We start from the raw sequence: 24,505 nt of genomic DNA on the forward strand, positions 1-24,505 counted from the left end.
CTGCGCTCGAACCTCCGCTCGAAGCGAACGGCTAAGAGAACAGGTGGGAACGCTCTGATGGCGGGGATGGCGGCAGCGGTCGACAAAGCGGAATTGCGGCGCCGCGCCCGCGCGCGTCGCCGTGGCGAGCGCTTCGGGCGCGGCGATCGCTCGGCGCTCGGCATGTGGTTCTGGGAGATTGACCGCGTCCTGCTGCTGCTCGTCACCCTGCTGATCGGTATCGGCCTGATCGCTGTCGCGGCGGCCGCACCGGCGGCCGCGCAGCGTTATTCGGACGCGACCCACATCATGCCCGCGCGCTATTATTTTTGGCGCCAATTGGTGTGGACCGGCCTTGGCGTACCGGTGATGATCGGCGTCTCGATGCTGCCGCAGGTCATTGCGCGCCGCATGGCCCTGGTCGGCGCGGCCCTGTTCATGCTGATGCTGGTGATGGTGCCCATCCTCGGCGGTGCCCAGATCAATGGCGCGCAGCGCTGGATTTTCCTGGGACCGCTGCAAATTCAACCGTCGGAATTCCTGAAGCCCCTGTTCGTCGTCGCCGTCGCCTGGCTGCTCTCACTGCAGGAGAAAGACGCCAAGCTGCCGGTCGTCCCGCTCAGCTTCGTGCTGCTCGCCGCGATAACAGTCTTCCTGATGAAGCAGCCCGATTTCGGCGAGGCGGTGATCTTCGTGTCGGTCTGGCTGGTGCTGCTGACACTGTCCGGCGTGCCGATGAAATGGCTCGGCGCGCTCGGCGGGGCCGGCATCGGTGCCATCATCATGGCCTATCTGTTCTATCCCGTCGCGACGATGCGCATCAACGCCTTCCTCAAGATCGGCGACGTGTCCAAGCAGGTCGACGATTATCAGATGGTGTCGGCCTATCGCACGATCACGCATGGCGGCCTGATCGGCACCGGGCCGGGCGCGGGGACGATGAAATTCGGCCTGCCCGAACCGCACACCGACTATATCTTCTCGGTCATTGGCGAGGAATTCGGCCTCATCGCCTGCCTTGCCATTGCGCTGATCTTCCTCGCCATCGTCGTACGCACCTTCGTGAAGCTGCTGCATGAGGAGGATCGCTTCCTGTTCTTCGCCAGCGCCGGCCTCGTCACCCAATTCGGGCTGCAGGCGCTGATCAACATGCTGGTCAACGTCCATCTCGCACCGTCCAAGGGCATGACCTTGCCGTTCATCTCCTATGGCGGCTCGTCGATGATCGCGCTTTCGATCGGTTTCGGGCTATTGCTCGCCTTCACGCGTAAGAATCCGTACCTGATGCGCTCGCCTTACGTCGTGACCTGGGGAGGCCAGAGCGCTAAGAAATGACCATTCGTCGCCACTTCGTCCTCGCTGCCGGCGGTACCGGCGGGCATATGGTTCCGGCGCATGCGCTGGGGCGCGAGCTCGCGCGCCGGGGCCATCGGGTGGCGCTCGTCACCGATGAGCGCGGCAAGCGCATCCCCGGTCTGTTCGACGGCATCGAAACCCATGTCATGCCGGCGGGCCGTGTCGCCGGCGGGCCATTGGGCTGGCTGAAGGCGTGGGCCGGTATCCGGGCAGGCCGCGCGATGGCGCGCCGCCTCTATCGTGATCTGCAGCCGACGGCGGTCGTCGGCTTCGGCGGCTATCCCGCTTTGCCGGCTTTGCTGGCCGCGCTCGACAATCGGGTCGCGACCGCCGTCCACGAACAAAATGCCGTGCTCGGGCGCGTCAATCGGCTGCTGGCACGGCGCGTCGATGCGATCGCCACCGCCTATCCGCAGGTGCAGCGGCTCAATCCCAAACATGCGATCAAGACCTTCCTCGTCGGCAATCCGGTGCGGGAAGAAGTGAAGGCGATCGGGCGCGGCCGCTTCCCCGCTTATGGCGAGGACATGCCCCTGAACCTGCTCGTGACCGGCGGCAGCCAGGGGGCCACCATCCTGTCCAGCGTCGTCCCCGCCGGCCTCGGCCTGCTGCCCACCGAAATACGGGCGCGCCTGAAGGTCGTGCAACAATGCCGGCCCGAGGATATCGCGGCGGTCCGCGCCGAATATCAGCGGCTTCATATCGTCGCCGAACTCACCACCTATCTGGAAGATCTGCCCTCCGTGCTTGCTGCTTCGCATCTCGTCATCGCCCGTGCCGGCGCCTCCACCATTGCCGAACTGACCGTCGCCGGCCGCCCGGCCATCCTGGTGCCGCTGCCGAGCGCGATGGACGATCACCAGACCGCCAACGCGCATGAGATGGCGGTCGAGGGGGGCGCGCGGGCGATCCCGCAGGCGCAATTCACGCCCGAACGGGTTGCCGCCGAGATACTCAGCCTCGTCGGCGATCCGGAGGCGCTGATCGCCGCCGCCGCCCATGCCAAAGCATGCGGCCGCCCCAACGCGACCGAAGACCTGGCCGACCTGATCGAAGGCCTGGGCCGCACGCCGGTGATGGACGCGATCGGCGACGATCATCGCGGCAAGGCCAGGCCGGCCGGTGGCCTGGCGATCGGCAATGCCAAAGCCTCCTCCCACGCACGGGCAGGAGATTTCGCATGAAGGGCGTCGCAACCGACATCGGCACGATCCACTTCATCGGTATCGGCGGGATCGGCATGTCCGGCATTGCCGAAGTGATGCACAATCTGGGCTACAAGGTGCAGGGCTCGGACGTTGCCGAAGGCTATGTTATCGAAGGGCTGCGCAAACGCGGTATCCCCGTCGCGATCGGCCATGCAGCGGAAAATCTGGGCGACGCGGCGGTGGTGGTAACGTCCACCGCGATCAAGCGCGGCAATCCAGAAGTCGAGCTGGCGCTGGAAAACCGCGTGCCGGTCGTCCGCCGTGCCGAGATGCTGGCCGAATTGATGCGGCTGAAGTCGACCGTCGCGGTCGCCGGCACGCACGGCAAGACCACGACCACCTCGATGGTTGCAGCGCTGCTGGATGCGGGCGGCGTCGATCCGACCGTGATCAACGGCGGCATCATCAACAGCTATGGCTCCAACGCCCGCCTGGGCGCCTCCGACTGGATGGTGGTCGAGGCGGACGAGAGCGACGGCAGCTTCCTGCGCCTCGACGGCACGATCGCGGTCGTCACCAATATCGATCCCGAACATCTCGATCATTACGGCTCATTCGACAAGGTGAAGGACAGCTTCGTCGAATTCGTCGAGAATGTGCCTTTCTACGGCGCGGCCTTGCTCTGCCTCGATCATCCGGAAGTGCAGGCGATCATCCCGCGCGTGCGCGACCGTCGCGTCGTGACCTATGGTTTCTCCGCCCAGGCGGACGTGCGCGGCGTCAACGTGACGCCCATTCCCGGCGGCAACCGCTACGAGTGCATCGTCCGCAAGCGCGACGGTACGACCCGCTCGATCGAGGGGATCGAGCTGCCCATGCCGGGCCGCCACAATGTTCAGAACAGCCTCGCTGCGATCGGCGTCGCGCTGGAACTCGGCGTGCCGGACGACGTCATCCGCACCGGCTTCGCCAAATTCGGCGGGGTGAAGCGCCGCTTCACCAATGTCGGCGAAGTCGACGGCATCACCGTGATCGACGATTATGGTCATCATCCGGTTGAGATCCGCGCCGTGCTGTCGGCCGCCCGGGAAGGCGTGAAGGGCCGCGTTATCGCTGTCGTCCAGCCGCACCGTTTCACCCGCCTGCGCGACCTGATGGAAGACTTCCAGACCGCGTTCAACGATGCTGACATCGTCTATGTCGCCCCGGTCTATCCCGCCGGCGAGCAGCCGATCGACGGCGTCGATGCCGCCGCCTTGGTGTCCGGCCTCAAGATGCGCGGCCACCGCGCCGCGCAGGAGATTGCCGGCGCGGACGCGCTCGCGATCGAACTTGCCGAAGTGGCCAAGCCGGACGACATGATAATCTGCCTCGGCGCCGGCGACATCACCAAATGGGCCGCCGGCCTCGCCGACGCGATCGCCAAGGCCCGAGCGGGATGATCGCGATGACCACTTTCCTCCCCGGAACGGGGAGGGGGACCGCCGGCGAAGCCGGTGGTGGAGGGGAAATCCGAACGTCCCGCAATTCCCCTCCACCACGCCTTCGGCGCGGTCCCCCTCCCCCTGCGGGGGAGGAGACGCGATGACCGTCTGCGAAGCCCTGCCGCCCCTCCACGGCGACGCCACGCATGAAGGCAGCCTCGCCGACTTCATCTGGTTCCGCACCGGTGGACCGGCCGAATGGCTCGTGCGTCCGCGCGACATGAGCGACCTTGCCAGCTTCATGGCCGGGCTCGATCCGGCCACGCCGGTGCTGCCGGTGGGCGTCGGCTCGAACCTGATCGTGCGCGACGGCGGCGTGCCCGGCGTGGTCGTGCGCCTGCCCAAGGCCTTCGCGAAGACCGCGATCGAGCCCGGCAACCGCGTGCGCGCGGGCGGGGCCGCGATGGGCATCACCGTTGCCAGCGCCGCGCGCGATGCCGGTATTGCGGGGCTTGAATTCCTGCGTGGCATTCCCGGCACGGTCGGCGGCGCGGTGCGGATGAACGCCGGCGCCTATGGCCGCGACGCGAGCAACATCCTGATCGAGGCGACCCTGGTGTTGCGCGACGGCCGCGTCGAGACTTGGCCGGCCGCGAAGCTCGGCTACACCTATCGCCATTCGGACCTGCCCGGAGGCGCGGTCGTGGTCGAGGCGCTGTTCGAAGGCACGCCAGGCGACAAGGCCGCGATCGGCGCGGAGATGGACCGTATCGCCGCCGAGCGTGAGGCCTCCCAGCCGCTGCGCAGCCGTACCGGCGGTTCCACCTTCAAGAATCCGGAGGGCAAGAAAGCCTGGCAACTGATCGACGAAGCCGGCTGCCGCGGCTTGCAAATCGGAGACGCCCAGGTTTCCGAAAAGCATTGCAACTTCCTGCTCAACCTCGGCGCGGCCTCGTCCGCGGATATCGAGGCCTTGGGCGAGGAGGTTCGTCGTCGCGTGAAGGATCAAAGCGGCATCATGCTCGAATGGGAAATTCAGCGCGTGGGGAGGGCGATATGAGCACCCAATCCACCACCCGTCATGCTGAACTTGTTTCAGCATCCATCGTGCCGCAGGTGCCGTCGCTGATGGCATCGTGGGCCCTGAAACACTTTCCGATCGACGATCGCCCGAGGGGTGAGCGATGACCCTCCACGTCGCAGTTCTGATGGGCGGCTGGTCGGCCGAGCGCGAGGTCAGCCTCGTTTCGGGCGAGGGCGTCGCCAAGGCATGCGAGAACCTCGGCCATCGCGTGACACGGATCGACATGGACCGGGATGTGGCGCTCCGCCTGCACGAAGCGAAGCCGGACGTCGTCTTCAACGCGCTCCACGGCACGCCCGGCGAGGATGGCACTATCCAGGGCATGCTCGATCTGATGGGCCTGAAATATACCCATTCCGGCCTCGCCACCTCGGTCATCGCGATCGACAAGCAGCTCACCAAGAATGAGCTCGTGCCCCACGGCATCCGCATGCCGGAAGGGCAGATCGTCGCCTCTCAGAGCCTGTTCGACGGCGATCCGATGGCGCGGCCTTATGTGCTGAAGCCGGTCAATGAAGGCTCGTCGGTCGGCGTCGCCATCGTCACTGCCGACAGCAATTACGGCAATCCGATCGGCCGCGATGTCGAAGGGCCGTGGGCGCATTTCGATCAGCTGCTGGCCGAGCCCTTCATCAAGGGCCGCGAACTGACCACCGCCGTGGTCGGCGATCGCGCGCTGGGGGTGACGGAGCTGCGCCCAAAAAGCGGCTTCTACGATTACGACGCCAAATATACCGACGGCATGACCGAGCACGTCTGCCCGGCCAATATCCCCGACGACATCGCGCAGGCCTGCCTGCAGATGGCGCTCGACGCGCATCGGCTGCTCGGTTGCAAAGGCACGTCGCGGTCCGACTTCCGCTGGGACGACGAACAGGGTGTCGACGGCCTCTATCTGCTGGAGGTCAACACCCAGCCCGGCATGACCCCCTTGAGCCTGGTTCCCGAACAGGCGAAGCTGGTCGGCATGACCTATGAGCAATTGGTTCAGGCGATCATCGACGAGGCGCTGGCGTGAGCCGTGCGCGTGCCCAGGTAACGACCCGCAGCAGTCGCAGCCCGGCCGCGCGTTCGGCCAAGCCGGCACGTCGGCGTCCGCCGGCCAAGACCAACGATCTTCCGCGCATCCCGCTGCCGGAGGGACTGGTTCGCCAGATCCGCAATTGGACGTTGGGGCTGTTCGTCGTGGCGGCGCTGATCGGTGGCGTAATCGCGATGGGGGTCCCGCAGATGGTGGGCCTGGCGGCCGCCCATGGGCTGGGCGACATGGGCTTCGTTGTCCGCAACATCCAGCTGACCGGTCTGAAGCAGGTCGATCGCGACACCGTCTATCGCATCGTTTCCGAAGCACATGGCCAGGATATGCCGCTGGTCGATCTGGCGCAGGTCCGCCAGCAATTGCTGCAGCTGGGCTGGATCGCGGATGCACGCGTATCTCGGCGCCTGCCCGATACGCTGGCGATCGATCTGGTTGAACGCGTGCCCGCCGCCGTGCTTCAACGTAACCAGCAGCTGTCGCTGATCGACGCGGAGGGCAATATCCTGGCGCCGGTCGAGCCGCACACCATGCCGGTCCAGCTCCCGCTCGTCATCGGTGAGGGTGTGGAAGGTCATATCAACGCCCTTCACGAACTGATCGCCAGCCAGGCGCCGCTCAAGCAATTGATCGACGGCGCGACCTGGGTCGGCAAGCGCCGGTGGGATCTGCGCTTCCAGTCGGGCGAGACCTTGTCCTTGCCGGAAGGCGATGCCGCCGCCCGCCAGGCGCTCGCTACCTTCGTCAAGAAAGACCAGGAAGCGCGCCTGTTAGGGCAGGGCTATGTCCGCATCGATATGCGCGATCCCAAACAAATGGTGATCCGCACCTCGCGCGATCCTGGAACCAAGATTACAGATCCGGTGCCGCCGGCCGCGACGCAGGCGTGAGCGAGAGCATATAAGATGGCGGCACCCCGCACAGACGGCCTGATCACTGCAGTCGATATCGGCTCCTCCAAGGTTGCCGCTTTGATCGCGCAACCGGTCGAGGGCGGCCTTCAGGTGCTGGGCACCGGCCAGCGCGAAAGCCGTGGCGTGAAGCATGGCTTCATTGCCGATATGGAGCGCACCGAACATGCGGTGCGCGAAGCGGTCGAGCAGGCCGAGCGGATCGCCCGCACCAATATTGAAGAAGTCTGGGTCAGCTTCTCCGCCGGCGGCCTGTATAGCGACGTCGCCTCGGTCGAGGTCGCGCTCGGCGGCCAACGGATCGAGCAGCGTGACATTGACGAGCTGCTCGGCGCCGGCCGCAACTCGATCGATCCCGAAGGCCGGCTCGTCCTCCATGCCCAGCCCGCGCTCTACACGCTCGACGGGTTGAACGGCGTGCGGCAGCCGCTCGGCCTTCATGCCGAGAAGCTGGGCGTCGATATCCACGTCGTGTCGGCCGATCCGTCGCCGGTTCGCAATCTCGATCTATGCGTCCGGTCCGCGCATCTGGCGGTCAAGTCGATCGTGGCATCGCCGATCGCCACGGCCATGTCCTGCTTGAGTGAGGAAGAGCGCGAATTGGGGGTGGCGTTGGTCGAGCTCGGCGCGGGCGTCACCAACGTGTCCCTGTTCGCGGGCGGACTGCTGGTTGGGCTCGCCTCCCTGCCGATTGGTGCCGGGGAGATCACGGATGACATCGCCTCGACCTTCGGCATGCGCCGCGCCCAGGCGGAGCGGCTGAAATGCTTTCACGGCTCGGCGCAGACCAGCCCGCGCGACAATCATGAGATGATCGAGGTCGCCGGCGGCCCGGATGGGGCCGAACCGCTGCGCATCAGCCGCGCGCAGCTCATCGCCGTGATCCGTCAGCGGCTGGAACATTGGTTTGCCGCGATCGAGGAGGCGTTGAAGGCGTTAGGTTTCACCGGGCCGATCGCGCGCCGTCTGGTCCTGACCGGGGGCGGGGCCGAGCTGAAGGGTATTGCCGATTACGCCCAGAGCGTTTTGGGCCGCGCCGTACGCGTCGGCCGCCCGCGCGGCCTGATCGGCATGCCGGAGGCGCATTCGGGCATGAGCTTCGCGACTTTGGCAGGCCTGGTCCTCTATGCCGCCTCCGATCCGATCGACCTGCGACAGGTGCCGCATCCGCAATCGGTCACGCGTGTCTCGCCTTCCGGGATGGTGCAGAGACTCATTGCCGCGGTGCGCAGCAGCTACTGACGCAAACGATCAACAGGAAAGATTGCCGAAAACCCAAAAACCGCTCGCACCGGCGAATCGATTGGGGCACTTTGGCACAACACAGCTTATGCTGACGAATTGGAGACTGACATGGCGATCGAATTCCTCCGGCCCGAGGTCGATGAGCTAAAACCGCGCATCAGTGTGATCGGGGTCGGCGGGGCCGGCGGCAACGCGATCGCGAACATGATCGCGTCCGAAGTGCAGGGCGTCGATTTCATCGTCGCCAATACGGACGCGCAGGCGCTGAATGCTTCGCCCGCCGAAAGCCGCATCCAGCTCGGCATGAAGATCACCCAGGGTCTGGGCGCCGGTTCGCGTCCCGAGATCGGCCGCGCCGCCGCCGAAGAGACGATGGATCAGGTGGAGAAGGCGCTCGAAGGCGCGCACATGTGCTTCATCGCCGCCGGCATGGGCGGCGGCACTGGCACCGGCGCGGCCCCCGTCATCGCCAAACTGGCGCGGGAGAAGGGCATCCTCACCGTCGGCGTCGTCACCAAGCCGTTCAGCTTCGAAGGCTCGCGCCGAATGAAGTCGGCCGATGCCGGCATCAACGAACTGCAGAAGCATGTCGACACGCTGATCGTCATCCCGAACCAGAATCTGTTCCTGATCGCCAACCCCAACACGACCTTCAAGGAAGCCTTCCTGATGGCGGATCAGGTGCTGCAGCAGGGCGTGCGCGGCATCACCGACCTGATGGTCATGCCGGGCCTGATCAACCTCGATTTCGCCGACGTCCGTTCGGTGATGAGCGAGATGGGCAAGGCGATGATGGGCACGGGCGAAGCCTCGGGCGACAATCGCGCGATCGAGGCGGCGGAAAAGGCCATCGCCAACCCGCTGCTGGACGGCGTCAGCATGAAGGGCGCCAAGGGCGTGATCGTCTCCATCACCGGCGGCGACGATATGCGCCTGCTCGAGGTCGACGAGGCCGCCAACCACATCAAGGATCTGGTCGATCCGGATGCCAACATCATCTGGGGCTCCGCGTTCAACAACGATCTGGAAGGCCGCATCCGCGTGTCCGTGGTCGCCACCGGGATCGAGGCGGACGCCAGCCCGATGCCGGAGCCGGCCAAGCCGCTGAACTTCCCGCCGCGCAGCCGCACCGAAGCACGCGCGCCCGGCGGCGAGACGGCGGCCGCTGCGGCGGCGACGCGCGCGCCGGAAGCCCCGACGCTCAACCTCAATGAGCCGACCGCACCTGCGGCCCCCAGCCCGGCGGACGAGGATGAGCTGGTGCTGGGAGATGACACGCGCGTCAACGCGACCCGGCCTGCTGCCGAGCCGACCCCGGCCGCCCCGGCCGAGCCGACTCCGGCGCCGCGTTCGGGGCCGCGTCGCTGGCTCCAGGATGCGGAAGAAGAGGCGGCGCCTGCGCCCGCACCGGCGCCCGCGCGCGGCGGTACGCTGTTCGAACGTATGTCGAGCATGGCCCGCGGGTCCGCCAAAATGGGCGGCACCGAGGAGCAGGAGGATGAGAGCCCGCGCGATCCGCTGGACATTCCGCGCTTCCTGAATCGCCAAAACAATCAATGATCTGGCCGGGGCGGCTTCGTCGCCGCCCCGCCACGGTTGGGCGACGGGCGCAGGTGCAGCGCTTGCAAGTGGGCCGCCAAGTCGCTTGAAGAGCGGCGTGTCCCCCCGTTCGATGATTCCCGCGCTTGCCCTGGTGGCAAGCTCGCTCTGTTCTCCCGCCTTCGCGACCGCGCAGGATGAGGTGTTGCAGCCCGTGCAAGCCACGCCCGCGGCCGCGCCGAACATGCTGCAATTGGCGCAGGCGGCGGCCAGTCGTGGTGACTCGGCCGAAGCCCTGTCGCGTTATCTGCGGATCCTGGCGACGACACCCGACGATGTCGGCGCGCTGGCAGGGGCGGGCAAGGCCGCGCTGGATGTCGGCGACACCAATGCCGCTGCCGGCTTCTTCTCGCGTGCCGATGTGCTGGATTCGCGTAATGGCCAGGTGAAGGCCGGCCTGGCCGCAACCATGCTCGCCAATGGCAATGCCCGCGCCGCGCTGCGGCTGTTCAACGATGCGGTCAATCTCGGCGTGCCGGTCGTGGATATCGCCGCCGATCGCGGGCTGGCCTATGATCTGCGCGGCTCGCCCAAGCGCGCGCAGGCTGATTATGCGCTCGCGCTTCAGGCCCATCCCAGCGATGAGATCACGCGCCGGCTCGCCCTGAGCCAGGCGATCGGCGGTGATCGGGTCACGGCAATGGCCACGCTCGATCCGCTGTTACGCAAGCAGGACGTGCCCGCCTGGCGCGATCGCGTCTTCGTTTATGCCCTGACCGGCGATCTTGCCAGCGCGCAGCATGATGCTCCGCTGGTGATGCCATCCAATCAGGTGGCGATGCTGGCGCCTTATCTGCCACGTCTGGCGACGTTGAAGATGGCGGACAAGGCGGCTGCCGTGCATCTCGGCCGCTTCCCGGGCGATACGCCGCCCGAGCCCCGGCCGGTCCAGATCGCCGCGCCGCGGATCCAGGTCGATCGCGCCACGCTGACCCCGCCCGCGCCGACTCCAACCCCAGCGCAGACTGTCGCGCCGGCGCAAACCTTCACGGAAGTGCGCGCGGCCGCCACGGCCCAACCGGTTGCGAGACCGGCCACGCCGACCGCCACGGTGCCGACCCGCGCAGTCGCCCCGGTCGCGACCGGGGCCGCCACGCAACTCGCAACTAGCTCGCCCGCCAGTCCGCCCGCACCCACGCGCGCCGAACTGGCCGCGCGCGCGAAGGAAGAGGCCAAGACCCGCGCTGCCGAGAAACGTAAGGCCGACGCGCTCGCCGCCGCCAAGGCCAAGCGCGAACAGGAAGCGGAGGAGCGCGCCGTCGCCAAGAAGAACCCGGCACGTCACTGGGTGCAGATTGCGGGCGGTGCCAACAAGAATGATCTCGATCGCGCCTGGGATCAGCTCAAGGCGAAATGGCCGAAGCAGTTGGCTGGCCGGACGCCGTGGACGACCCATTATCGCTTCACCAACCGGCTGATGATCGGACCATTCCCCACGCCCGGTGCGGCGCAGGATTGGGTAACCGCGCGCAAGAAGGAAGGCTTTGGCACCTTCCGCGTCGAAACCGCGGCGGGCGATCCGGTCGAGCGCGTGAACTAAGCTCGACTTTCCACCGCCCAGCTCCCATCTGGCGCGCATGGCGCTCGCCCCCTTCGCTGCCGATCCGGCGCTCACCCGTGGCCGTCGCTATGCGCTGGCATCCGCCAGCAATCGCGGCCAGCGCGACGAATATCAGCGCGATCGCGACCGCATCGTCCATTCGATCGCCTTTCGCCGCCTGCGTCACAAGACGCAGGTGTTCGTGGCCCCCGACGGCGATCATTTTCGCGTCCGCCTGACCCACAGTCTCGAAGTGGCGCAGATCGGGCGCACGATCGCACGCGCGCTCAATCTGAATGAGGATCTGACGGAGGCGCTCTGTCTGGCCCACGATATCGGCCATCCGCCGTTCGGCCATGCCGGCGAGGATGCGCTGAAGGAGGCGATGGCCGGGGCGGGCGGCTTCGATCACAACGCCCACACCCTGCGCGTGCTGACGCGGCTGGAATCGCCATATTCGCACCATCCCGGCCTGAACCTGAGCTGGGAGATGGTGGAAGGGCTCGCCAAGCATAATGGCCCCGTCGCGCACGCACCCTGGGCGCTGGCGGAGATCGATGCCGATTGGCCGCTGGATCTCGCTGGCCAGCCCTCGCTGGAGGCGCAGGTCGCCGCGCTTGCCGACGATATCGCCTATGACAATCACGATATCGACGACGGCATCCGCGCCGGATTATTGTCGCTGGACGAGGCACGGACCGTGCCTCTGGTGGCCGAAGGCTGGGAGGCCGCCCGCGCCCGCTGGCCGGACTGCAGCGACAGCGCGCTCCGCAGTGAACTGATCCGCAACCAGATCGGCCGCATGGTCGCCGATCTGCTCGCCGAAAGCCGCCGTCGTATCGCCGCCGCCAACCCGCGCTCGATCGCCGACGTGCATCAGGCCGCGACACCCCTCATCGCCTTTTCGCCCGAAATGGCGGCGGCCGAGCGGACGCTGAAGCGCTTCATGTACGCCCGCCTCTACCATCACCCCCAGCAAATGGCCGTGGCGGAACAGGCGCGCGTGATCGTCGCTGGCTTGGCCCATGCCTATCTGTCGGATCCCGCCACGCTGCCGCCGGAATGGGCCGCCCGCCTACCCGCCGAGGAGCCCGCCCGCACCCGCCACATCGGCGACTTCATCGCCGGCATGACCGATCGCTACGCCGTCGCCCGCTATCGTGAGGTGGTGGGGCCGGTGGACATGCCCGAAGGGGCCTAGCCGCTCTTGCCCCGGGGCAAATCCATGCGGAGCGCGGCTTGATGTGGTTTCGTCCGCAGCGTGATCTAGAGCGGGCTTTTGCGTTGGGCCGGCCCGATGATGCGGAACTCACCGGCGCAATGCAGCATGCTCATCAGGTAGAGCATCCCGTCGAAATAACGCTGCTCGCCTGCAGGGACGGGCATGTCCCACAATAACTGCAGGAACGCCTTGGAAACCGGCCCGGGCGTGGCGGCGAAGCTGCCGACAGCGGTGGCGGCGACCATCCCCGCTGAGTGGCGGGTCGAAAGCGGCTTGCCGTCGAGCGTGTAGCGATCGGCAAAGGTCTTGATCCCTTGCTGGTACAGGAAGCCCTGGATTCGGTCGCTCAGCGCCTGCTGGCGCGGATCCTTGCCCCACCAGGCATGGTCGACCGACCAGTTGCTGGCCGTGCGCCAGCTGTCATAGGCGAAGGATCCGGGCGCGCCGTCCCATCCCGGCATGGGCCGCCCGTCGAAATGGCTGCGATCGGGGGCAAGGCCGGTCTTCGCGTCGGCGACCTGCACGAAGAAGTCGCGGCTGACCCGCGCCGCCCGCGCCCAGAAGGCGCGATCCTCCGCCGGCCCCCAGCGTGCCCACAGTTCGTAGAAAGCCGGCAAATGATAGGAGGCGTCGGTGCCGCCGATGCTCGTCTCCGGCACGAAGCGGACCATCGCGCTCGCCTCGTCCACCATCGGCCCGACCGTCACGGGCCGCGGCGCCCGCGCGGGCCGCACCGGTGGCCATGCCTTGCCCGCTTTCTCAGCTTCCGCCTGGGCGGCGCTGTTGTTCGGGCTCGGCCACGGCGTTGCCGGCTCTACAAAAGGCGGATCGTTGGGGTGGATGCGGAAGGGCGGGGTGGCGGTCCGCGTCGGATGGTGGCGCATGCCGCGCAGGATCGTGTCCGCCTCCGCCCGATAATTGTAGATGCCCTTGCCATTGCCCCAGCGATGGGCGGCGAAATACAGCGCCATCGCATAATATTCCTCGCCGTCGGGCGCGGCGCCGGTCGATCGCGGCGACCCGTCCGTGCCCATCGACCAGGCGAAATAGCCGATCGACGGATTCTTCGGATCGGTCGTCAGCATATAGGTCTTGGACCAGTTCCACAGCGCGTCGAACTCGCGCTTCTTGTCGAGCTGCACGGCGATCATCATGCCGTAGCTCATGCCCTCGCTGCGCGCGTCGTTATTGGCCCAGTCGGTGATATAGGCGAGCGTGCCGTTCGCGTTCGCCCCCGTCTCGAAATAGACGCGCTGCTCCTGCCCGTCGCCATGGAAGAATTGCTGGAAGGCGGCCTCGATCTTGGCACGGCTCTCCGCTTGGCTGTGGCCCAGCTGCTCGACGAACAGATTGCGGTAGCGCTGCGTCGCATAGGCGCCGCTGCCGTTACCGGGAATAGCGGCGATCGACGTGGGCGCCTGCGCATGCGCCGCCTGCGCGGCCACCAAAGCGGTCGCGGCGAGGCCGATCGTCCATCCCGAAAGCCTGGCCATCCTCATCCTTTGAACGCGCCTGCCCGTGCGTGATCCAGCAGGCGCCGCGCGCGGAGATACATTTCCAGCCGCGTCGCCGCGAACAGGCCCAGCGCGAAGACCACCAGCAGATCGGTTACGAAAGCCAGGTTGAAGCCCAGCGTGGAGGCTTCCAGGCGCAATCCCTGGCGGACGATGATCAGCACCAGGATGAACAGCATCGCGGCGGGCGAGGCCTGCTGGTTCAGCGCGTGCGTTTCGGGATCGACCGTGATCCGCATCCAGGCACCGCGCCGCCAGCCGAGCAGCGCGCCGATGGCCAGCGCGATCGCGACGTACAGCCATTGCAGGCCAACCGGGCGGGACTGAAAGAGAACGGTCGCCGTCACCAGCGCATAGAGCGCGGGCACCACCCACAGCCGCTCCAGCCGCAATGTCTGTACCCGCCGCATCGATCGAAAGCGGAAGAATAACAGCACGCTGACAAAGATCGCGACAAGGAAGTAGCTGATCATCGTGCTGTGCTGCATGGTCCACCGCGCCTCTCGCTTCGCGCTATGCGGCGCCTGCGGTTCGTTGTCGATCCGGCATATGCAGCCGCAATTTTTCTGGTGCGGATGGACCCTTTTTGTTCTAAACATGCGCGCATGTGGGGCGATGGCAGCGCACATCCGGGGAAAGACCCCTTCACGCATCAGTTTGAGCCTGATGGTGACGGCTACCTCTATCGGCGAAGGCTGAAAGGGCAGGGCATTCGGGTGTCGCGGGCCGAATATGCGGCCTTCGTGCACCAGCATGAGACGCGTTTCCTGCAGCATTTCGCGGTGATCCTGGCCGTCTTCCTCGTGTCGGTGGGCGTCGTGGCGTTCGTCATGATGGCCGGCGTTGTTCCGTGGGTCTATGCGATAGGACCGCTGATCATGAGTGTCCTCGCCGTCCTCTTCTGCATCTGGCAGGGCAGGGAAAATGCCGAAACCGTGCCTCGGGCGCTGGCCGGGCGCGACTATAGCGGACACGATCGCTCCGATCGCGAGGCGCGGATGCTGCGCATGGCGCTGTCCGGGTGGGCGCCGTTGGTGATTTGCACCGTCGTCGCAGCCTTTGCCTTGCTGTCTTTGGCCGACGGGCTGACCGGCGAGGACGCGGCGGCAACGCGTTGGTGGGTGGTCATCGTCCTTCCAACGCTGGCGCTCTGGGGCGGCTGGATCTTGCTCAAGCTGCGCGCGATCCGGGCCTATCGTGCGGCAGGCGGCCTTCCCGTGCGCGCACAGAAAGCGCCGCGGATGCCGTCAGCCGCGTCGCGCTGACCAACGGGCACGCGTCGCATCGACCGGAGCGGCCCGTCTTCAACTAAGAAAAGCCGCCAGTCGCAAATTCCGTCTGCTCGGCACGGATCAGGGCGTCCTCGATGTCGACGCCAAGATTGCAGCGGGTGCCGCCGTCTGGACCGCCCCATTTCGCGTCCGTCAGCACCGATCCCGCCCTTTGCGCAGCATCCGTCTTCCGGTGCCTTGTGCTCATAATGCCGCCGGGAGCGGCAGCAATTCTTACGGTAGAAACCCATTTTCACCCGATCGACGCACAGCTGTAATCCGGCCTCGGCAGCATCGAGCGGCGAACAGGACCGGAGGATTACTTGCCGAAAAGAATCGGTGAAACCCACATGACCTCCGGGGATATCGCCGGCGATGCAAACAGCACCACGGCGCTGCTGAGACTAAACGGTCAGCCAGTCGGCGTTTTCACGTCCGGCGGCAACGCGCACGCGGAAGACGAGATCATCGATTATCTTCTGGAATATTTTGAGGATGGGACACGCTGGGAGGTTGAGAGGATGCGCGGGCTGGTCCAGCACTTCGCCGTCTCCAAGATCGACATTTTCATAACGCGCTCGCCATGCACCGCCTGTGCGCCGAAGATTATCGCCTTCGCCCAGCGCCTGTTTCGCTCCTACCCTGCTGTGAAATTTCGCCTTTTTTGTGCGACTATCTGGAAGGGTAACGCTCTGGATGGCGCGGGCGCGAAGGCGCTGAACCTGATCAAAGATGCGGGCCTCGTTCGCCTGCGCCTGTACCGATGGGACTTTCGCCATCTGGCAAACAAGAACGATATTTCTTCGGTGAACGTCCTGCGCGTTCTCGGAGCGACTGCCTCATCCGACGAAATGGCAGAGCGTAACGTCGCCCGCATCGGCGCCCACAAGCTCGACACGCGAACCATCGGCATTCCCGCCAATCTCCTTCCGGACAAGGAAAGGTTCGGCCGCGATTGGAAGAAATGGTATGAACCCGATGAAGAGGATCGGATGTTCTTTGAATGATCCGGGCATGAGACGCCCATCGACCTACATCTCGGCGTCGATCACCTTGCTCTTTATCGCAATCCTGTCGCCGCGCCGTTCAAATACATAAGTGAATATATCAACCCGCTCTTCCTGCGGCAGGTAAACGGCGAAGGTCATCGGCCTGATCATTTTTACCCTCGAAATTCCTCCCGCATACCTCTCGGAATAATTTTCATCGAGATCCTCCAGAATCAGCTGGATCATGCAGGACGTCTGCGCCAGCGCGTCGCTCGCGCATTTTTTCCGGGTCGGAATGAATTCGGCTTTCAACACGGCCGCCACAGTGTGATCGACCTGTTGCGTAGGCGCCTGAAGGCCCACGCTATTCCCGCCACTCTGATCGGCAGCGGGTTCGGCCCCCGAACATCCGCTCAAGAATAGGCCGATCGCGGCGCAGGCGGCGAACAAAGCGCTGCGATGAGACATGCCGAATTACCCTCCCGCTGATAAGGCTGATTGGACGTCCTTACACTCAAACCGAGCCTTCATGCGTGGAATAGCGCATAGGCGCTTCTTACCATTGAAACGCTACTGCATGCGGATGTCCGCCAACAATGGCGCTTGAAACATCCTTAGAAATTGCCCGACATGCCATCATGGAGCGCAGGAGCCGCATCGTCAGAATGATTTGGGCAGCTTGTCTTCTGCTCGCCACGGTAAACCATGCGCGCATCCTCGCGCAGCACGGCCTTTCATGGGACTATGGCGGCGTCGGTGTTGCCAGCGCTGTCTATTGGTCAGGGCTCACCGTTGTCGATCCGATCGCCGCCGCTCTTCTTTTCATCCGGCCGACGATCGGCATCCCGCTCACCATTGGTCTCATCACGACGAATGTTGCGCACAACCTGGCGATCACCGCCATGTTCTCCGGGCCGGGTGCGCTATTATTGCGCGCGACCGCGAACTGGGCAATCATGAGCCAAATCGCTTTCATGCTCTTCGTCGTCGGCACGACGCGGATTGCGTGGAGGGGGCGAAAGGCTATGGCGCCCGATCCAGCAATGTAGCCGATTGGAATGCCCGCCCATCAAAATGGGGCGGGCGCAACGTCGCGCCACGGCTACCGCTAGGTCGATGTTCATCAGCGCAAGACTGCCGGTGCGGCTTTCCCCGGCCTTCATGTGTTAAAGCGCACCATGACGACGCCCGCCGACCTTGAAATCCGGATGCGACGCGCCGCCTTCAACGCGGCGCTGGCACGTGGCGATCTGAACGCGATCCAGGACATTCTCGCGCCCACCGCGATCCTTGTCACCGGGACGGACAGCGCCTTGCTCTCGGGCCGCAAGGCGCAGCTTCTGGCCTGGAAACAGGAATTCGCCGCGGCGGACCGGACGATCTACGTGCGCACACCCACGGCGATCACCGTGTCCCCGGTCGAACCCATCGCCTTCGAACAGGGCGACTGGAAAGGCGTCTCCGCCGGCGGGGATGTCGTGCGCACAACCGGCACCTATACCGCCAAATGGCGCCGCCTGGGGCAGGGCTGGGTGATCGAAGCGGAATTGTACCTGACGCTTGGTTGAGCCCTGCGATCCACGCCAACTTTCACCGTCAACGCCGTCCATTGACTCATAACTCTACATAGGTTGTATATCAGGCGCCATATCGGCCCAGCGCCCTGTCAAAGGACGCGGGAGAGAGGAGATCCGTCATGACCCTTCGCCTCCGCTTCGCCGCCCGTATTTTGCTTCTTGCGCTTCTGCCTGCGCTTGCCGCACCCGCCGCAGCGCAGCCGGCTCCGCCGCCAGCCGCGGGGCCGGCCGGGACGATCGATCCTGCCGCGCGGCAGGCGGTGGTGCAGAAGCTCGCCCAGTCGATGCGCGACAATTATGTCTTTCCCGACGTCGGCGCGCAGGCCGCCGCCGCCCTGACGGCCGCGCTCGCGCGGGGGGATTATGATGCGTTGCGCGATCCCGCCCCGCTGGCGGCCCGCCTGACAGCCGATCTCGCCGCCGTCGTGCATGACAAGCATCTGCGCGTCATTTCGCAAACATCCGCGCCACCTCGCCCCGGGCCAGGCGGCGGTCCCCCCGTGCGCGACGAAGCCAGCATCGTCCGCGCCGACAAGCTCGCGGACAATGTCGGCTATATCGAGATTGAAGGCTTCCCGCCGCCGCCGGTGTTCCGGCCTGCGCTCGATCGCGCGCTCGCCAGCCTCAAGGGCAGCCGTGCGCTCATCATCGACACGCGCCGCAACGGCGGCGGCGATCCGCAGGCGGTCGCCTATCTGGTCAGCTACCTGCTCCCGGCCGGACCGCCCGTCACGATCATCGAATTCGCCAATCGCACGCCGGGCACGCGCGATTTCACGCGCGATCGCACCACCACCATGCCCACGCCGTTCAGCTTCGCCGGCGTCCCCGCCTACCTCCTTACCAGCAAGGCCACCTTCTCGGGCGGGGAGGAGTTCGCCTACGACCTCAAGACGATGAAGCGCGCCACCTTGGTCGGGGAGGTGACGGGCGGCGGCGCCAACCCCGTCGGCCCGGTCAACCTCGGCAACGGCTTCCTGGTCACCATGCCCGGCGGCCGCCCCGAAAGCCCGATCACCAAAACCAATTGGGAAGGCGTCGGCGTCGAACCGGACATCAAGGTCCCCGCGGCGGAGGCGCTGAGCGCCGCACTGAAGGCGCTCGGCCAGCCGCCCGTCGCCGACATCGCCGCCGCCTCGCGCGCGCAAACCTTCGCCCCGCGCACCACGCCGATCCCCGGCAGCGACGCCGCGCTGAAGCGCGTCATCGCCATGTACGCCACCGGCAAGATCGACGACGCCCTGTTCGCGCCCGACGCGGTCGAAATGGCGCATCGCACGCTGCCGTTCATCCTAGAGCAGCGCGCGCGCTATGGCGCCCTCACGTCGCTGACCTTTCGTGAGGTCAGGATGGGCGCGGACATGTACGTCGCGACCTTCGACAACGGCGCCGCGATGGTCGGCATCGCCATCGATCCGCAAGGGCGCGCCCTGGCCATCACCGGCTTCATGCCGGCCCCGCCGGGGAAGTAGCTTCTCCGGCTATACCGCATGCGGAACCGCTGGCCCGGCGGTTCTTAAGAGAGGCCGAGGCAAAAGCTGCGATCTGGATAACCCGCCTTCGTGGTACCAGCTGCGCTTGCCTGTCCGCCACGTCCCTGATCTATTGCAATCGGGGGGGAGCAAGATGACTGGGATCACAATTCGATCGACCAACATCGATAACATAGAGCTGGGCCCGCTGAGGGCGCGCTACAGTGCGCGGGGCGATCGCGTTCTGCGGTATCACGTCGACATCGCGCACAAGGCGATGAACTTGGATAATTTCGGGGACACTATACCAATTGAGGGCTGGGGACCGCTATCGAATGGTATGTACATCATTAGGTGCGGTAAATTAGTATAGTGTCCCCGAAACGCCCCCGAAACGCCGTGTCCCCGAAACGCCCGCGTTAAGGACGTCCAAGGCGGCGGGATCGTCGAGAATTGGGCGGAGGTGTCGAGCCAGCCGCGGGATGAGCGGGTCTGGTCTGATGAAATCCCGGAAGACCAAATAACGAGCAAGCTGCCACAACATTGATGCCGAAGGCGGAGCAATCCCCTCAGCGCATCACGCCTCCGCCCAGGCTGCGGACGAGCGCGACGTCGAGGATGAAGCTGCGGGACTGGAGCGCGGCGGCGACACGACGGCGGACGAGGAGGCGATCCTCCACGATCAGCACGGACTGATAGTCTGTCGCCCCCTGGTTGTAACGAAGCTGCGCCAGTCGATAGGCCCGTTCGGTGGCCGTCAGGGCGGCATCCGCGCCTGCGACCTCCTCGGCGAGCTGCCTGCTGCTGACCGTGACGTCGGCGACCTCGCGCAGCGCCTGCGTCAGCGTCTCGTCATAAGTCGCCACTGACAGGTCGTAGTCCGCGCGTGCGCCGCGGTAGTTAGCGCGCCGACGCCCTCCATCGAATACCGGCAGGCTGACCGCGGGTCCGGCTGTACCGATATCGCTGCCGCCGTTGAGCAGGTTGCCGATACCGAGGGATTGGAAGCCGACCAGGCCGAGCAGGTTCACGTTCGGATAGAACTGCGCCTTAGCAACCTTGATTCGCTTGGCGGAGGCCTCGACCCGGGACCGCGCCGCGACGATGTCGGGACGTCGCCCCAGCAGATCGACGGACAGGTTCGCAGGCAGGCCGAACGCCTTGAGAGCCGGGGTCATCGGCCGTGCGATCGACCGCCCGCGGTCCGGCCCCGCTCCCAGAAGCGCGGCAAGCCTGTTGCGCGTGAGGGCGATCGCCTCGTCGGCCTGCGCCAAGTCGGAACGCGCCGCCGGCGGTCCTGCCTGGGCCTGGGCGAGATCGGAGTCAGAATCGTACCCGTGCTGCACCCGAGCGCTCACGAGCTCGAGCGACTTCTCCCGCACCTTGAGCGTCTCCTGAAGCACGTCGCGGTCGTTGTAGAGGCGCACGAGATCCGCATAGGTCGCGGCGATCGATGCCGACACGACGAGCCGCGCGGCCGCGGCGTCCGCCCGCGCCGCCTCCGCGTCCGAGGTCGCGGCCGCGAGTGCAGCCCGGTTCTTGCCCCAGAAGTCCAGCTCCCAGCTGAAACCGAGGCTCGCGCGACCGCTGTCGTGATAGCCCCGCCGCTCCGGCGTGACCGGTATCCCGTCATTGGTGCTGGGCTTGCTCACCGTAAGGGTGCCATCGGCTGTGACCGAAGGAAAGAGAGCGGCGTTCGCAGCTCCCGCCAGCGCCTCCGCCCGGCGCAGGCGCGCCGATGCCTGGGCCATGGTGGGCGCGTCCGCGAGCCCTTCCTCGATCAGTGAGCTCAGTTGGGGGTCGCCATAGGCCGCCCACCAGTCGTCGACCGGCCAAGCCGCTCCGGCCGCCGAGAAGGTTTCTCCGCCGCGGTAGATCGCGGGGGCCTTTACCTCGGGTACCGGCCCAAGATGCGGCCGCGTGACGCAGCCCCCGAGCAGGCCAGCCACGCTCAAAGCGATCAGCGACCTCACGACGGCCTCTCGCAACGGAAGGAACCGCCCACCAGCCACGATATCAGCCCACCATGCGACCGTCCGTCGACGTGCGAGCCGATCTCGATGCGGGGCGTAGCCGACATTCCCGTCGCTAGCCTTTCGAGACCGGGCTGGTTCGGATCGATCAGAATGCGGACCGTGAACCGGCGGACGATCTTCGTGAAGTTGCCGGTGGCGTTGTCGGGCGGGATGACCGCGAACTCTGAGCCGCTTGCGCCGAAGGTGCCCTCGACGACGCCACAGAACTTCACGTCCGGGACCGCGTCGATGCCGACCTGAACCCGGTCGCCCGGCCGGATGCGCGCGAGCTGCGTCTCGCGCAGGTTCGCCTCGATCCACAGCCCGGTGGTCGGCGTGATCGCAAGAAGACGCGTGCCGGTGTTGACGTATTCGCCCAGCCGTACGTTGCGCGCGGCCACGCGGCCCTCGCGCGGCGCGACGATCGCGGTCCGGTCGAGGTCGGCGCGGGCGCGCATGAGCTTCGCCCCGGCGCTCTGCAGCTGGGCCTGCGCCGTGAGGCGCTGGGCGCCGAGCACGCCAAGCTGCTTGCGGGCGACGTCGGCCTGGGCGGCAGTCTGGGTGACCGCTGACCGGGACCGCACATTCTCCGCCTGCGCCGCCTCGAACAGCTGGCGACTGACCGCCCCCTGCCCGACCAGCGCGTCCGACCGCTCGAGGTCAGCACCGCTCCGCACCGCACTTGCCTTTGCAGACGTCACGCTCGCGTCGGCCGCCCTGATCTGGGAATCCTGAAGCCGCTGCTGCGCGGCTATCTGACCGAGCGACGCCTTGGCCTGCGCGATCGCAGCCTCCGTGTCCGCCACCGCCGAGCTATAGTCGGTCGGATCGATCCGGATCAGCACCTGTCCCGGCGAGACCTTCGCGTTGTTCTCCGTCAGGACGGCCGTCACGTATCCTGGCACCTTGGGGGACACGAAGGTGACGTCGCCCTTCACATAGGCGTTGTCGGTCGAGACGAACGCCACGCTCCCGGGGCCGTAGGCATACAGGCCCGCCACCGCGAGGATGGCTGCACCGCCGAGGAGCGCGGCCACGCCGACGCGCCTGCCGGCGCTCCAGGTCGGGGGCGACGGCGCGGCTGGGGTGCCACCCTCCACCGATTCCGGCCGTGAAAGTGCGGTCGTGCTCACGCGGTCGTCCTCTTCGTTTCAATCTTTTTGGAAGCAGCCGGCTCCTCGGCCGGCACGGCGGGCAGCGCCCAGACGAGAATTGCGCCCAGGCCGAGCGCGATCGCGGAGACGAAGAAGGCGTCGGAGAAGGCGAGCGTGAACGCCTGTACACCGGACGCCCTTGCAAGTGCCGTCACGGCCGCCGCCTGCGCGCCGTCCGCGTCACCGCCGAACCGTGCGAAGGCACCGGTCGTCTGGGCAAGCCGCTGCGCGGTTTCCGGCGATGTCGCGCCGATCGCCTCTACGAGGATCGCGGAATGGAATTTCTCGCGCTCGACCACGAGGTGCGAGAGGATGCCGAGCCCGGATACGATCCCGAAGACGCGGGTCAGGTTGAAGATCATGCCAACGGTCGGGCCGTCCTGCATCGTCACCTGATAGGTGGCGAATCGTAGTACGGCGACGCTGAAGAAGCCCATGCCGAACCCGGCGACGGCCGCGCCCACGCGCAACTGGTCGGCTGCCCAATCTGGGGTCAGCTGGATGCATAGCGCGGCCGCGGCTGCAAAGCTGGCCAGCCCGGCCGAGAGCAGCCAGCGACTGTCGAGACGACGACCCCAGAGATACGAGATCGCCAGAGCGATCGCCGTGCTGGGCATCATGGCGAACAGGACGGCGCCGGTATCGATCGGGCGGTATCCCTGCAAGCGGCCGAGATATGACGGCACGATGTAGACGGCGAACATCTGCCCGAAGCGAAAGAACACGGAGAGCACGATCCCCCAGGTGAACGTCGCCCGGCGGAACGCCGACAGCAGCAGCAGCGGCTTCTCCGTCCTCAGCATGCCGACGACCGCGAATCCCGCCATGACGCCGCCGCCGAGCAGCAGCGCCGGCACCCACCATGCCTCTAGCCAGAAGTGGCGCTCGCCTTCGGAGGCAGCGATGACGATCAGCGCGAGGCCGAAGGATAGCAGCGTGAAGTGCGGCCAGTCGGCGACCTTCAGGACCTCGATCCGCCCCTTCTCCTGCGTCATCACCCGACGTCCGAGGAACCAGTAGGGAAGCGCCAGCATGGCCTGCGCCCAGAAGAGGCTCCGCCAGCCGGCCACCTCGACGAGCGCCCCGCCGACCGTCGCCGCCAGCCCGAAGAACAGGGTGGTCGACGTCGCGAAGAGCGTCATGCCTTCGAAGCGTCCACTACCAGGCATCAGCGTCGTCATCACGAGCAGCATGAACATCAACGGCATCGCACCGCCGAACACGCCGTGCAGCGTGCGCGCGAAAAGCATGACCGGCAGGTTCGGCGCCATCGCGCACAGCGCAGAACTGATGACGAAGCCGGCACCCATCACCGCCATCGCCCGTCCCCGTCCGACCCCGAACGCCAGCGCCGGGGTCGCGAGGATGCCGCAGATCGCACCGACGTTCTGGAAGGTGTTCACGAGGGCGGCGCTGTCGGCCGCGACGTGCAGCCCGCCGGATATGTCCGCGACGGAGTAGACGGCGACGAGAGGAAAGAAAGACCCGAGCACTGCGCCGTAGCCGGACACGGCGAGCGCCGCGTAGGGTGGCTTTTGTTCTGCGGCAGAGGACACGCAGGTCTCCCGGTTGGGCGTTCACGACACCCGGAGGATAGGCTCGACCGACTGCTTCGATTATCGGCCCAATCGGCAGGTCATCGGTGCCGATCAGTGAGGAATGCCTCACCTTTCGTATGATGGCCTCCGGGTGTCCGACCGGTTAAGCTGCTTGCGAGAATGCCGGTCCTGGGTCCGGCTCGTTCGCCGTCAAGACCGGAGGGACGATGGAAGCACAGTCACCAAGCACCGGGCCGGTCGTCCACATCGTGGACGACGACGGCGGCATTCGCGACGCGCTGGAGGACCTTTTCCTGTCCATCGGCCTGCAGGCGCAGCTACGCGACCGCGATCGAGTTCCTCGAGCAGGCGGGCCCCGCGGCCATTCCGAAGTCCGGCCACCGCCAAACCCGGCCGTGAGGCGGCCCGGA

The 24,505-nt window shown here is 66.3% G+C and carries 22 protein-coding genes; 15 read left to right on the forward strand and 7 right to left on the reverse strand.

All coding sequences use genetic code 11. The features are described 5' to 3' along the window. The first annotated feature begins 57 nt into the window (after positions 1–57). From ACSBM8_RS03600 to ACSBM8_RS03645, 10 genes are all read left to right on the forward strand, one after another. Complete coding sequence (locus ACSBM8_RS03600) at positions 58–1,314, forward strand: peptidoglycan glycosyltransferase FtsW (protein WP_442680293.1); 1,257 nt, start codon at positions 58–60, stop codon at positions 1,312–1,314. Beyond that, positions 1,311–2,519 (forward strand): undecaprenyldiphospho-muramoylpentapeptide beta-N-acetylglucosaminyltransferase, encoded by a 1,209-nt coding sequence (murG, locus tag ACSBM8_RS03605; RefSeq protein ID WP_442680294.1) that lies wholly within the window; start codon positions 1,311–1,313, stop codon positions 2,517–2,519. Before ACSBM8_RS03600 ends, murG begins: the two co-directional genes overlap by 4 nt. Next, positions 2,516–3,925: a UDP-N-acetylmuramate--L-alanine ligase gene (gene murC, locus ACSBM8_RS03610; RefSeq protein ID WP_442680295.1), complete on the forward strand. Its 1,410-nt coding sequence runs from the start codon at positions 2,516–2,518 to the stop codon at positions 3,923–3,925. The genes murG and murC overlap by 4 nt, the downstream gene beginning before the upstream one ends. A gap of 142 nt (positions 3,926–4,067) precedes the next feature. Then, on the forward strand, positions 4,068–4,967 hold the full coding sequence (gene murB, locus ACSBM8_RS03615; RefSeq protein ID WP_442680296.1) for a UDP-N-acetylmuramate dehydrogenase: 900 nt from the start codon (positions 4,068–4,070) through the stop codon (positions 4,965–4,967). 124 nt (positions 4,968–5,091) lie between these two features. Continuing rightward, complete coding sequence (locus ACSBM8_RS03620) at positions 5,092–6,009, forward strand: D-alanine--D-alanine ligase (protein WP_442680297.1); 918 nt, start codon at positions 5,092–5,094, stop codon at positions 6,007–6,009. Next, on the forward strand, positions 6,006–6,917 hold the full coding sequence (locus tag ACSBM8_RS03625) for a cell division protein FtsQ/DivIB (RefSeq protein ID WP_442680298.1): 912 nt from the start codon (positions 6,006–6,008) through the stop codon (positions 6,915–6,917). Before ACSBM8_RS03620 ends, ACSBM8_RS03625 begins: the two co-directional genes overlap by 4 nt. A gap of 15 nt (positions 6,918–6,932) precedes the next feature. After that, on the forward strand, positions 6,933–8,180 hold the full coding sequence (gene ftsA, locus ACSBM8_RS03630) for a cell division protein FtsA (protein ID WP_442680299.1): 1,248 nt from the start codon (positions 6,933–6,935) through the stop codon (positions 8,178–8,180). A 111-nt stretch (positions 8,181–8,291) separates the two neighbouring features. After that, positions 8,292–9,743 carry a cell division protein FtsZ gene (gene ftsZ, locus ACSBM8_RS03635; protein ID WP_442680300.1) on the forward strand — a complete coding sequence of 484 codons (1,452 nt, stop codon included), beginning with the start codon at positions 8,292–8,294 and terminating at the stop codon, positions 9,741–9,743. Positions 9,744–9,840: 97 nt separating this feature from the next. Beyond that, the gene (locus ACSBM8_RS03640; RefSeq protein WP_442680301.1) at positions 9,841–11,322 is read left to right on the forward strand and encodes an SPOR domain-containing protein; all 1,482 of its coding nucleotides are present in this window, start codon (positions 9,841–9,843) and stop codon (positions 11,320–11,322) included. 37 nt (positions 11,323–11,359) lie between these two features. After that, positions 11,360–12,523 carry a deoxyguanosinetriphosphate triphosphohydrolase gene (locus ACSBM8_RS03645; protein ID WP_442680302.1) on the forward strand — a complete coding sequence of 388 codons (1,164 nt, stop codon included), beginning with the start codon at positions 11,360–11,362 and terminating at the stop codon, positions 12,521–12,523. A 65-nt stretch (positions 12,524–12,588) separates the two neighbouring features. Here the strand turns inward: ACSBM8_RS03645 and ACSBM8_RS03650 are convergent, their stop codons facing one another. Next, positions 12,589–14,037 (reverse strand): glycosyl hydrolase family 8, encoded by a 1,449-nt coding sequence (locus ACSBM8_RS03650; RefSeq protein WP_442680303.1) that lies wholly within the window; start codon positions 14,035–14,037, stop codon positions 12,589–12,591. 2 nt (positions 14,038–14,039) lie between these two features. After that, on the reverse strand, positions 14,040–14,546 hold the full coding sequence (locus ACSBM8_RS03655; protein WP_442680304.1) for a CcdC protein domain-containing protein: 507 nt from the start codon (positions 14,544–14,546) through the stop codon (positions 14,040–14,042). A gap of 228 nt (positions 14,547–14,774) precedes the next feature. On the opposite strand from ACSBM8_RS03655, the gene ACSBM8_RS03660 reads away from it, so the two are divergent. Next, a complete protein-coding gene (locus ACSBM8_RS03660; RefSeq protein ID WP_442680305.1) occupies positions 14,775–15,323 on the forward strand; it encodes a hypothetical protein in 549 nt (182 codons plus the stop codon). A 43-nt stretch (positions 15,324–15,366) separates the two neighbouring features. Here the strand turns inward: ACSBM8_RS03660 and ACSBM8_RS03665 are convergent, their stop codons facing one another. Beyond that, positions 15,367–15,489: a hypothetical protein gene (locus ACSBM8_RS03665; protein ID WP_442680306.1), complete on the reverse strand. Its 123-nt coding sequence runs from the start codon at positions 15,487–15,489 to the stop codon at positions 15,367–15,369. A 163-nt stretch (positions 15,490–15,652) separates the two neighbouring features. On the opposite strand from ACSBM8_RS03665, the gene ACSBM8_RS03670 reads away from it, so the two are divergent. Then, positions 15,653–16,336 (forward strand): hypothetical protein, encoded by a 684-nt coding sequence (locus ACSBM8_RS03670; protein WP_442680307.1) that lies wholly within the window; start codon positions 15,653–15,655, stop codon positions 16,334–16,336. 24 nt (positions 16,337–16,360) lie between these two features. Here ACSBM8_RS03670 and ACSBM8_RS03675 read toward each other — a convergent pair whose 3' ends face one another. Further along, positions 16,361–16,786, reverse strand: coding sequence for a hypothetical protein (locus ACSBM8_RS03675; protein ID WP_442680308.1), 426 nt, complete (start codon positions 16,784–16,786; stop codon positions 16,361–16,363). Between the two features lie 128 nt (positions 16,787–16,914). On the opposite strand from ACSBM8_RS03675, the gene ACSBM8_RS03680 reads away from it, so the two are divergent. The 3 genes from ACSBM8_RS03680 (at position 16,915) to ACSBM8_RS03690 (ending at position 19,367) form a co-directional block, all read left to right on the forward strand. Continuing rightward, a complete protein-coding gene (locus ACSBM8_RS03680; protein ID WP_442680309.1) occupies positions 16,915–17,367 on the forward strand; it encodes a hypothetical protein in 453 nt (150 codons plus the stop codon). A 129-nt stretch (positions 17,368–17,496) separates the two neighbouring features. Further along, positions 17,497–17,886 carry a YybH family protein gene (locus tag ACSBM8_RS03685; RefSeq protein WP_442680310.1) on the forward strand — a complete coding sequence of 130 codons (390 nt, stop codon included), beginning with the start codon at positions 17,497–17,499 and terminating at the stop codon, positions 17,884–17,886. Between the two features lie 128 nt (positions 17,887–18,014). Further along, a complete protein-coding gene (locus ACSBM8_RS03690; RefSeq protein ID WP_442680311.1) occupies positions 18,015–19,367 on the forward strand; it encodes a S41 family peptidase in 1,353 nt (450 codons plus the stop codon). Positions 19,368–19,936: 569 nt separating this feature from the next. Here ACSBM8_RS03690 and ACSBM8_RS03695 read toward each other — a convergent pair. From ACSBM8_RS03695 to ACSBM8_RS03705, 3 genes are all read right to left on the reverse strand, one after another. Beyond that, positions 19,937–21,340 carry an efflux transporter outer membrane subunit gene (locus ACSBM8_RS03695; RefSeq protein ID WP_442680312.1) on the reverse strand — a complete coding sequence of 468 codons (1,404 nt, stop codon included), beginning with the start codon at positions 21,338–21,340 and terminating at the stop codon, positions 19,937–19,939. Then, entirely contained in the window at positions 21,337–22,419 is a 1,083-nt protein-coding gene (locus ACSBM8_RS03700) for an HlyD family secretion protein (RefSeq protein WP_442680313.1), read from the reverse strand. Before ACSBM8_RS03700 ends, ACSBM8_RS03695 begins: the two co-directional genes overlap by 4 nt. 92 nt (positions 22,420–22,511) lie before the next feature. Further along, positions 22,512–24,092 (reverse strand): MFS transporter, encoded by a 1,581-nt coding sequence (locus ACSBM8_RS03705; RefSeq protein ID WP_442680314.1) that lies wholly within the window; start codon positions 24,090–24,092, stop codon positions 22,512–22,514. Between the last annotated feature and the right edge of the window lie 413 nt (positions 24,093–24,505).

This window comes from Sphingomonas sp. ASY06-1R (genome assembly GCF_052180265.1).
Taxonomy (GTDB): domain Bacteria; phylum Pseudomonadota; class Alphaproteobacteria; order Sphingomonadales; family Sphingomonadaceae; genus Sphingomonas_I.

Bases quoted from the DNA above. Each gene is read 5' to 3' on its own strand.
- ACSBM8_RS03600 (WP_442680293.1), top strand. From the start codon at position 58: ATGGCGGGGATGGCGGCAGCGGTCGACAAAGCGGAATTGCGGCGCCGC.
- murG (WP_442680294.1), top strand. From the start codon at position 1,311: ATGACCATTCGTCGCCACTTCGTCCTCGCTGCCGGCGGTACCGGCGGG.
- murC (WP_442680295.1), top strand. From the start codon at position 2,516: ATGAAGGGCGTCGCAACCGACATCGGCACGATCCACTTCATCGGTATC.
- murB (WP_442680296.1), top strand. From the start codon at position 4,068: ATGACCGTCTGCGAAGCCCTGCCGCCCCTCCACGGCGACGCCACGCAT.
- ACSBM8_RS03620 (WP_442680297.1), top strand. From the start codon at position 5,092: ATGACCCTCCACGTCGCAGTTCTGATGGGCGGCTGGTCGGCCGAGCGC.
- ftsA (WP_442680299.1), top strand. From the start codon at position 6,933: ATGGCGGCACCCCGCACAGACGGCCTGATCACTGCAGTCGATATCGGC.
- ftsZ (WP_442680300.1), top strand. From the start codon at position 8,292: ATGGCGATCGAATTCCTCCGGCCCGAGGTCGATGAGCTAAAACCGCGC.
- ACSBM8_RS03645 (WP_442680302.1), top strand. From the start codon at position 11,360: ATGGCGCTCGCCCCCTTCGCTGCCGATCCGGCGCTCACCCGTGGCCGT.
- ACSBM8_RS03650 (WP_442680303.1), bottom strand. From the start codon at position 14,037: ATGGCCAGGCTTTCGGGATGGACGATCGGCCTCGCCGCGACCGCTTTG.
- ACSBM8_RS03655 (WP_442680304.1), bottom strand. From the start codon at position 14,546: ATGCAGCACAGCACGATGATCAGCTACTTCCTTGTCGCGATCTTTGTC.
- ACSBM8_RS03675 (WP_442680308.1), bottom strand. From the start codon at position 16,786: ATGTCTCATCGCAGCGCTTTGTTCGCCGCCTGCGCCGCGATCGGCCTA.
- ACSBM8_RS03680 (WP_442680309.1), top strand. From the start codon at position 16,915: ATGGCGCTTGAAACATCCTTAGAAATTGCCCGACATGCCATCATGGAG.
- ACSBM8_RS03685 (WP_442680310.1), top strand. From the start codon at position 17,497: ATGACGACGCCCGCCGACCTTGAAATCCGGATGCGACGCGCCGCCTTC.
- ACSBM8_RS03690 (WP_442680311.1), top strand. From the start codon at position 18,015: ATGACCCTTCGCCTCCGCTTCGCCGCCCGTATTTTGCTTCTTGCGCTT.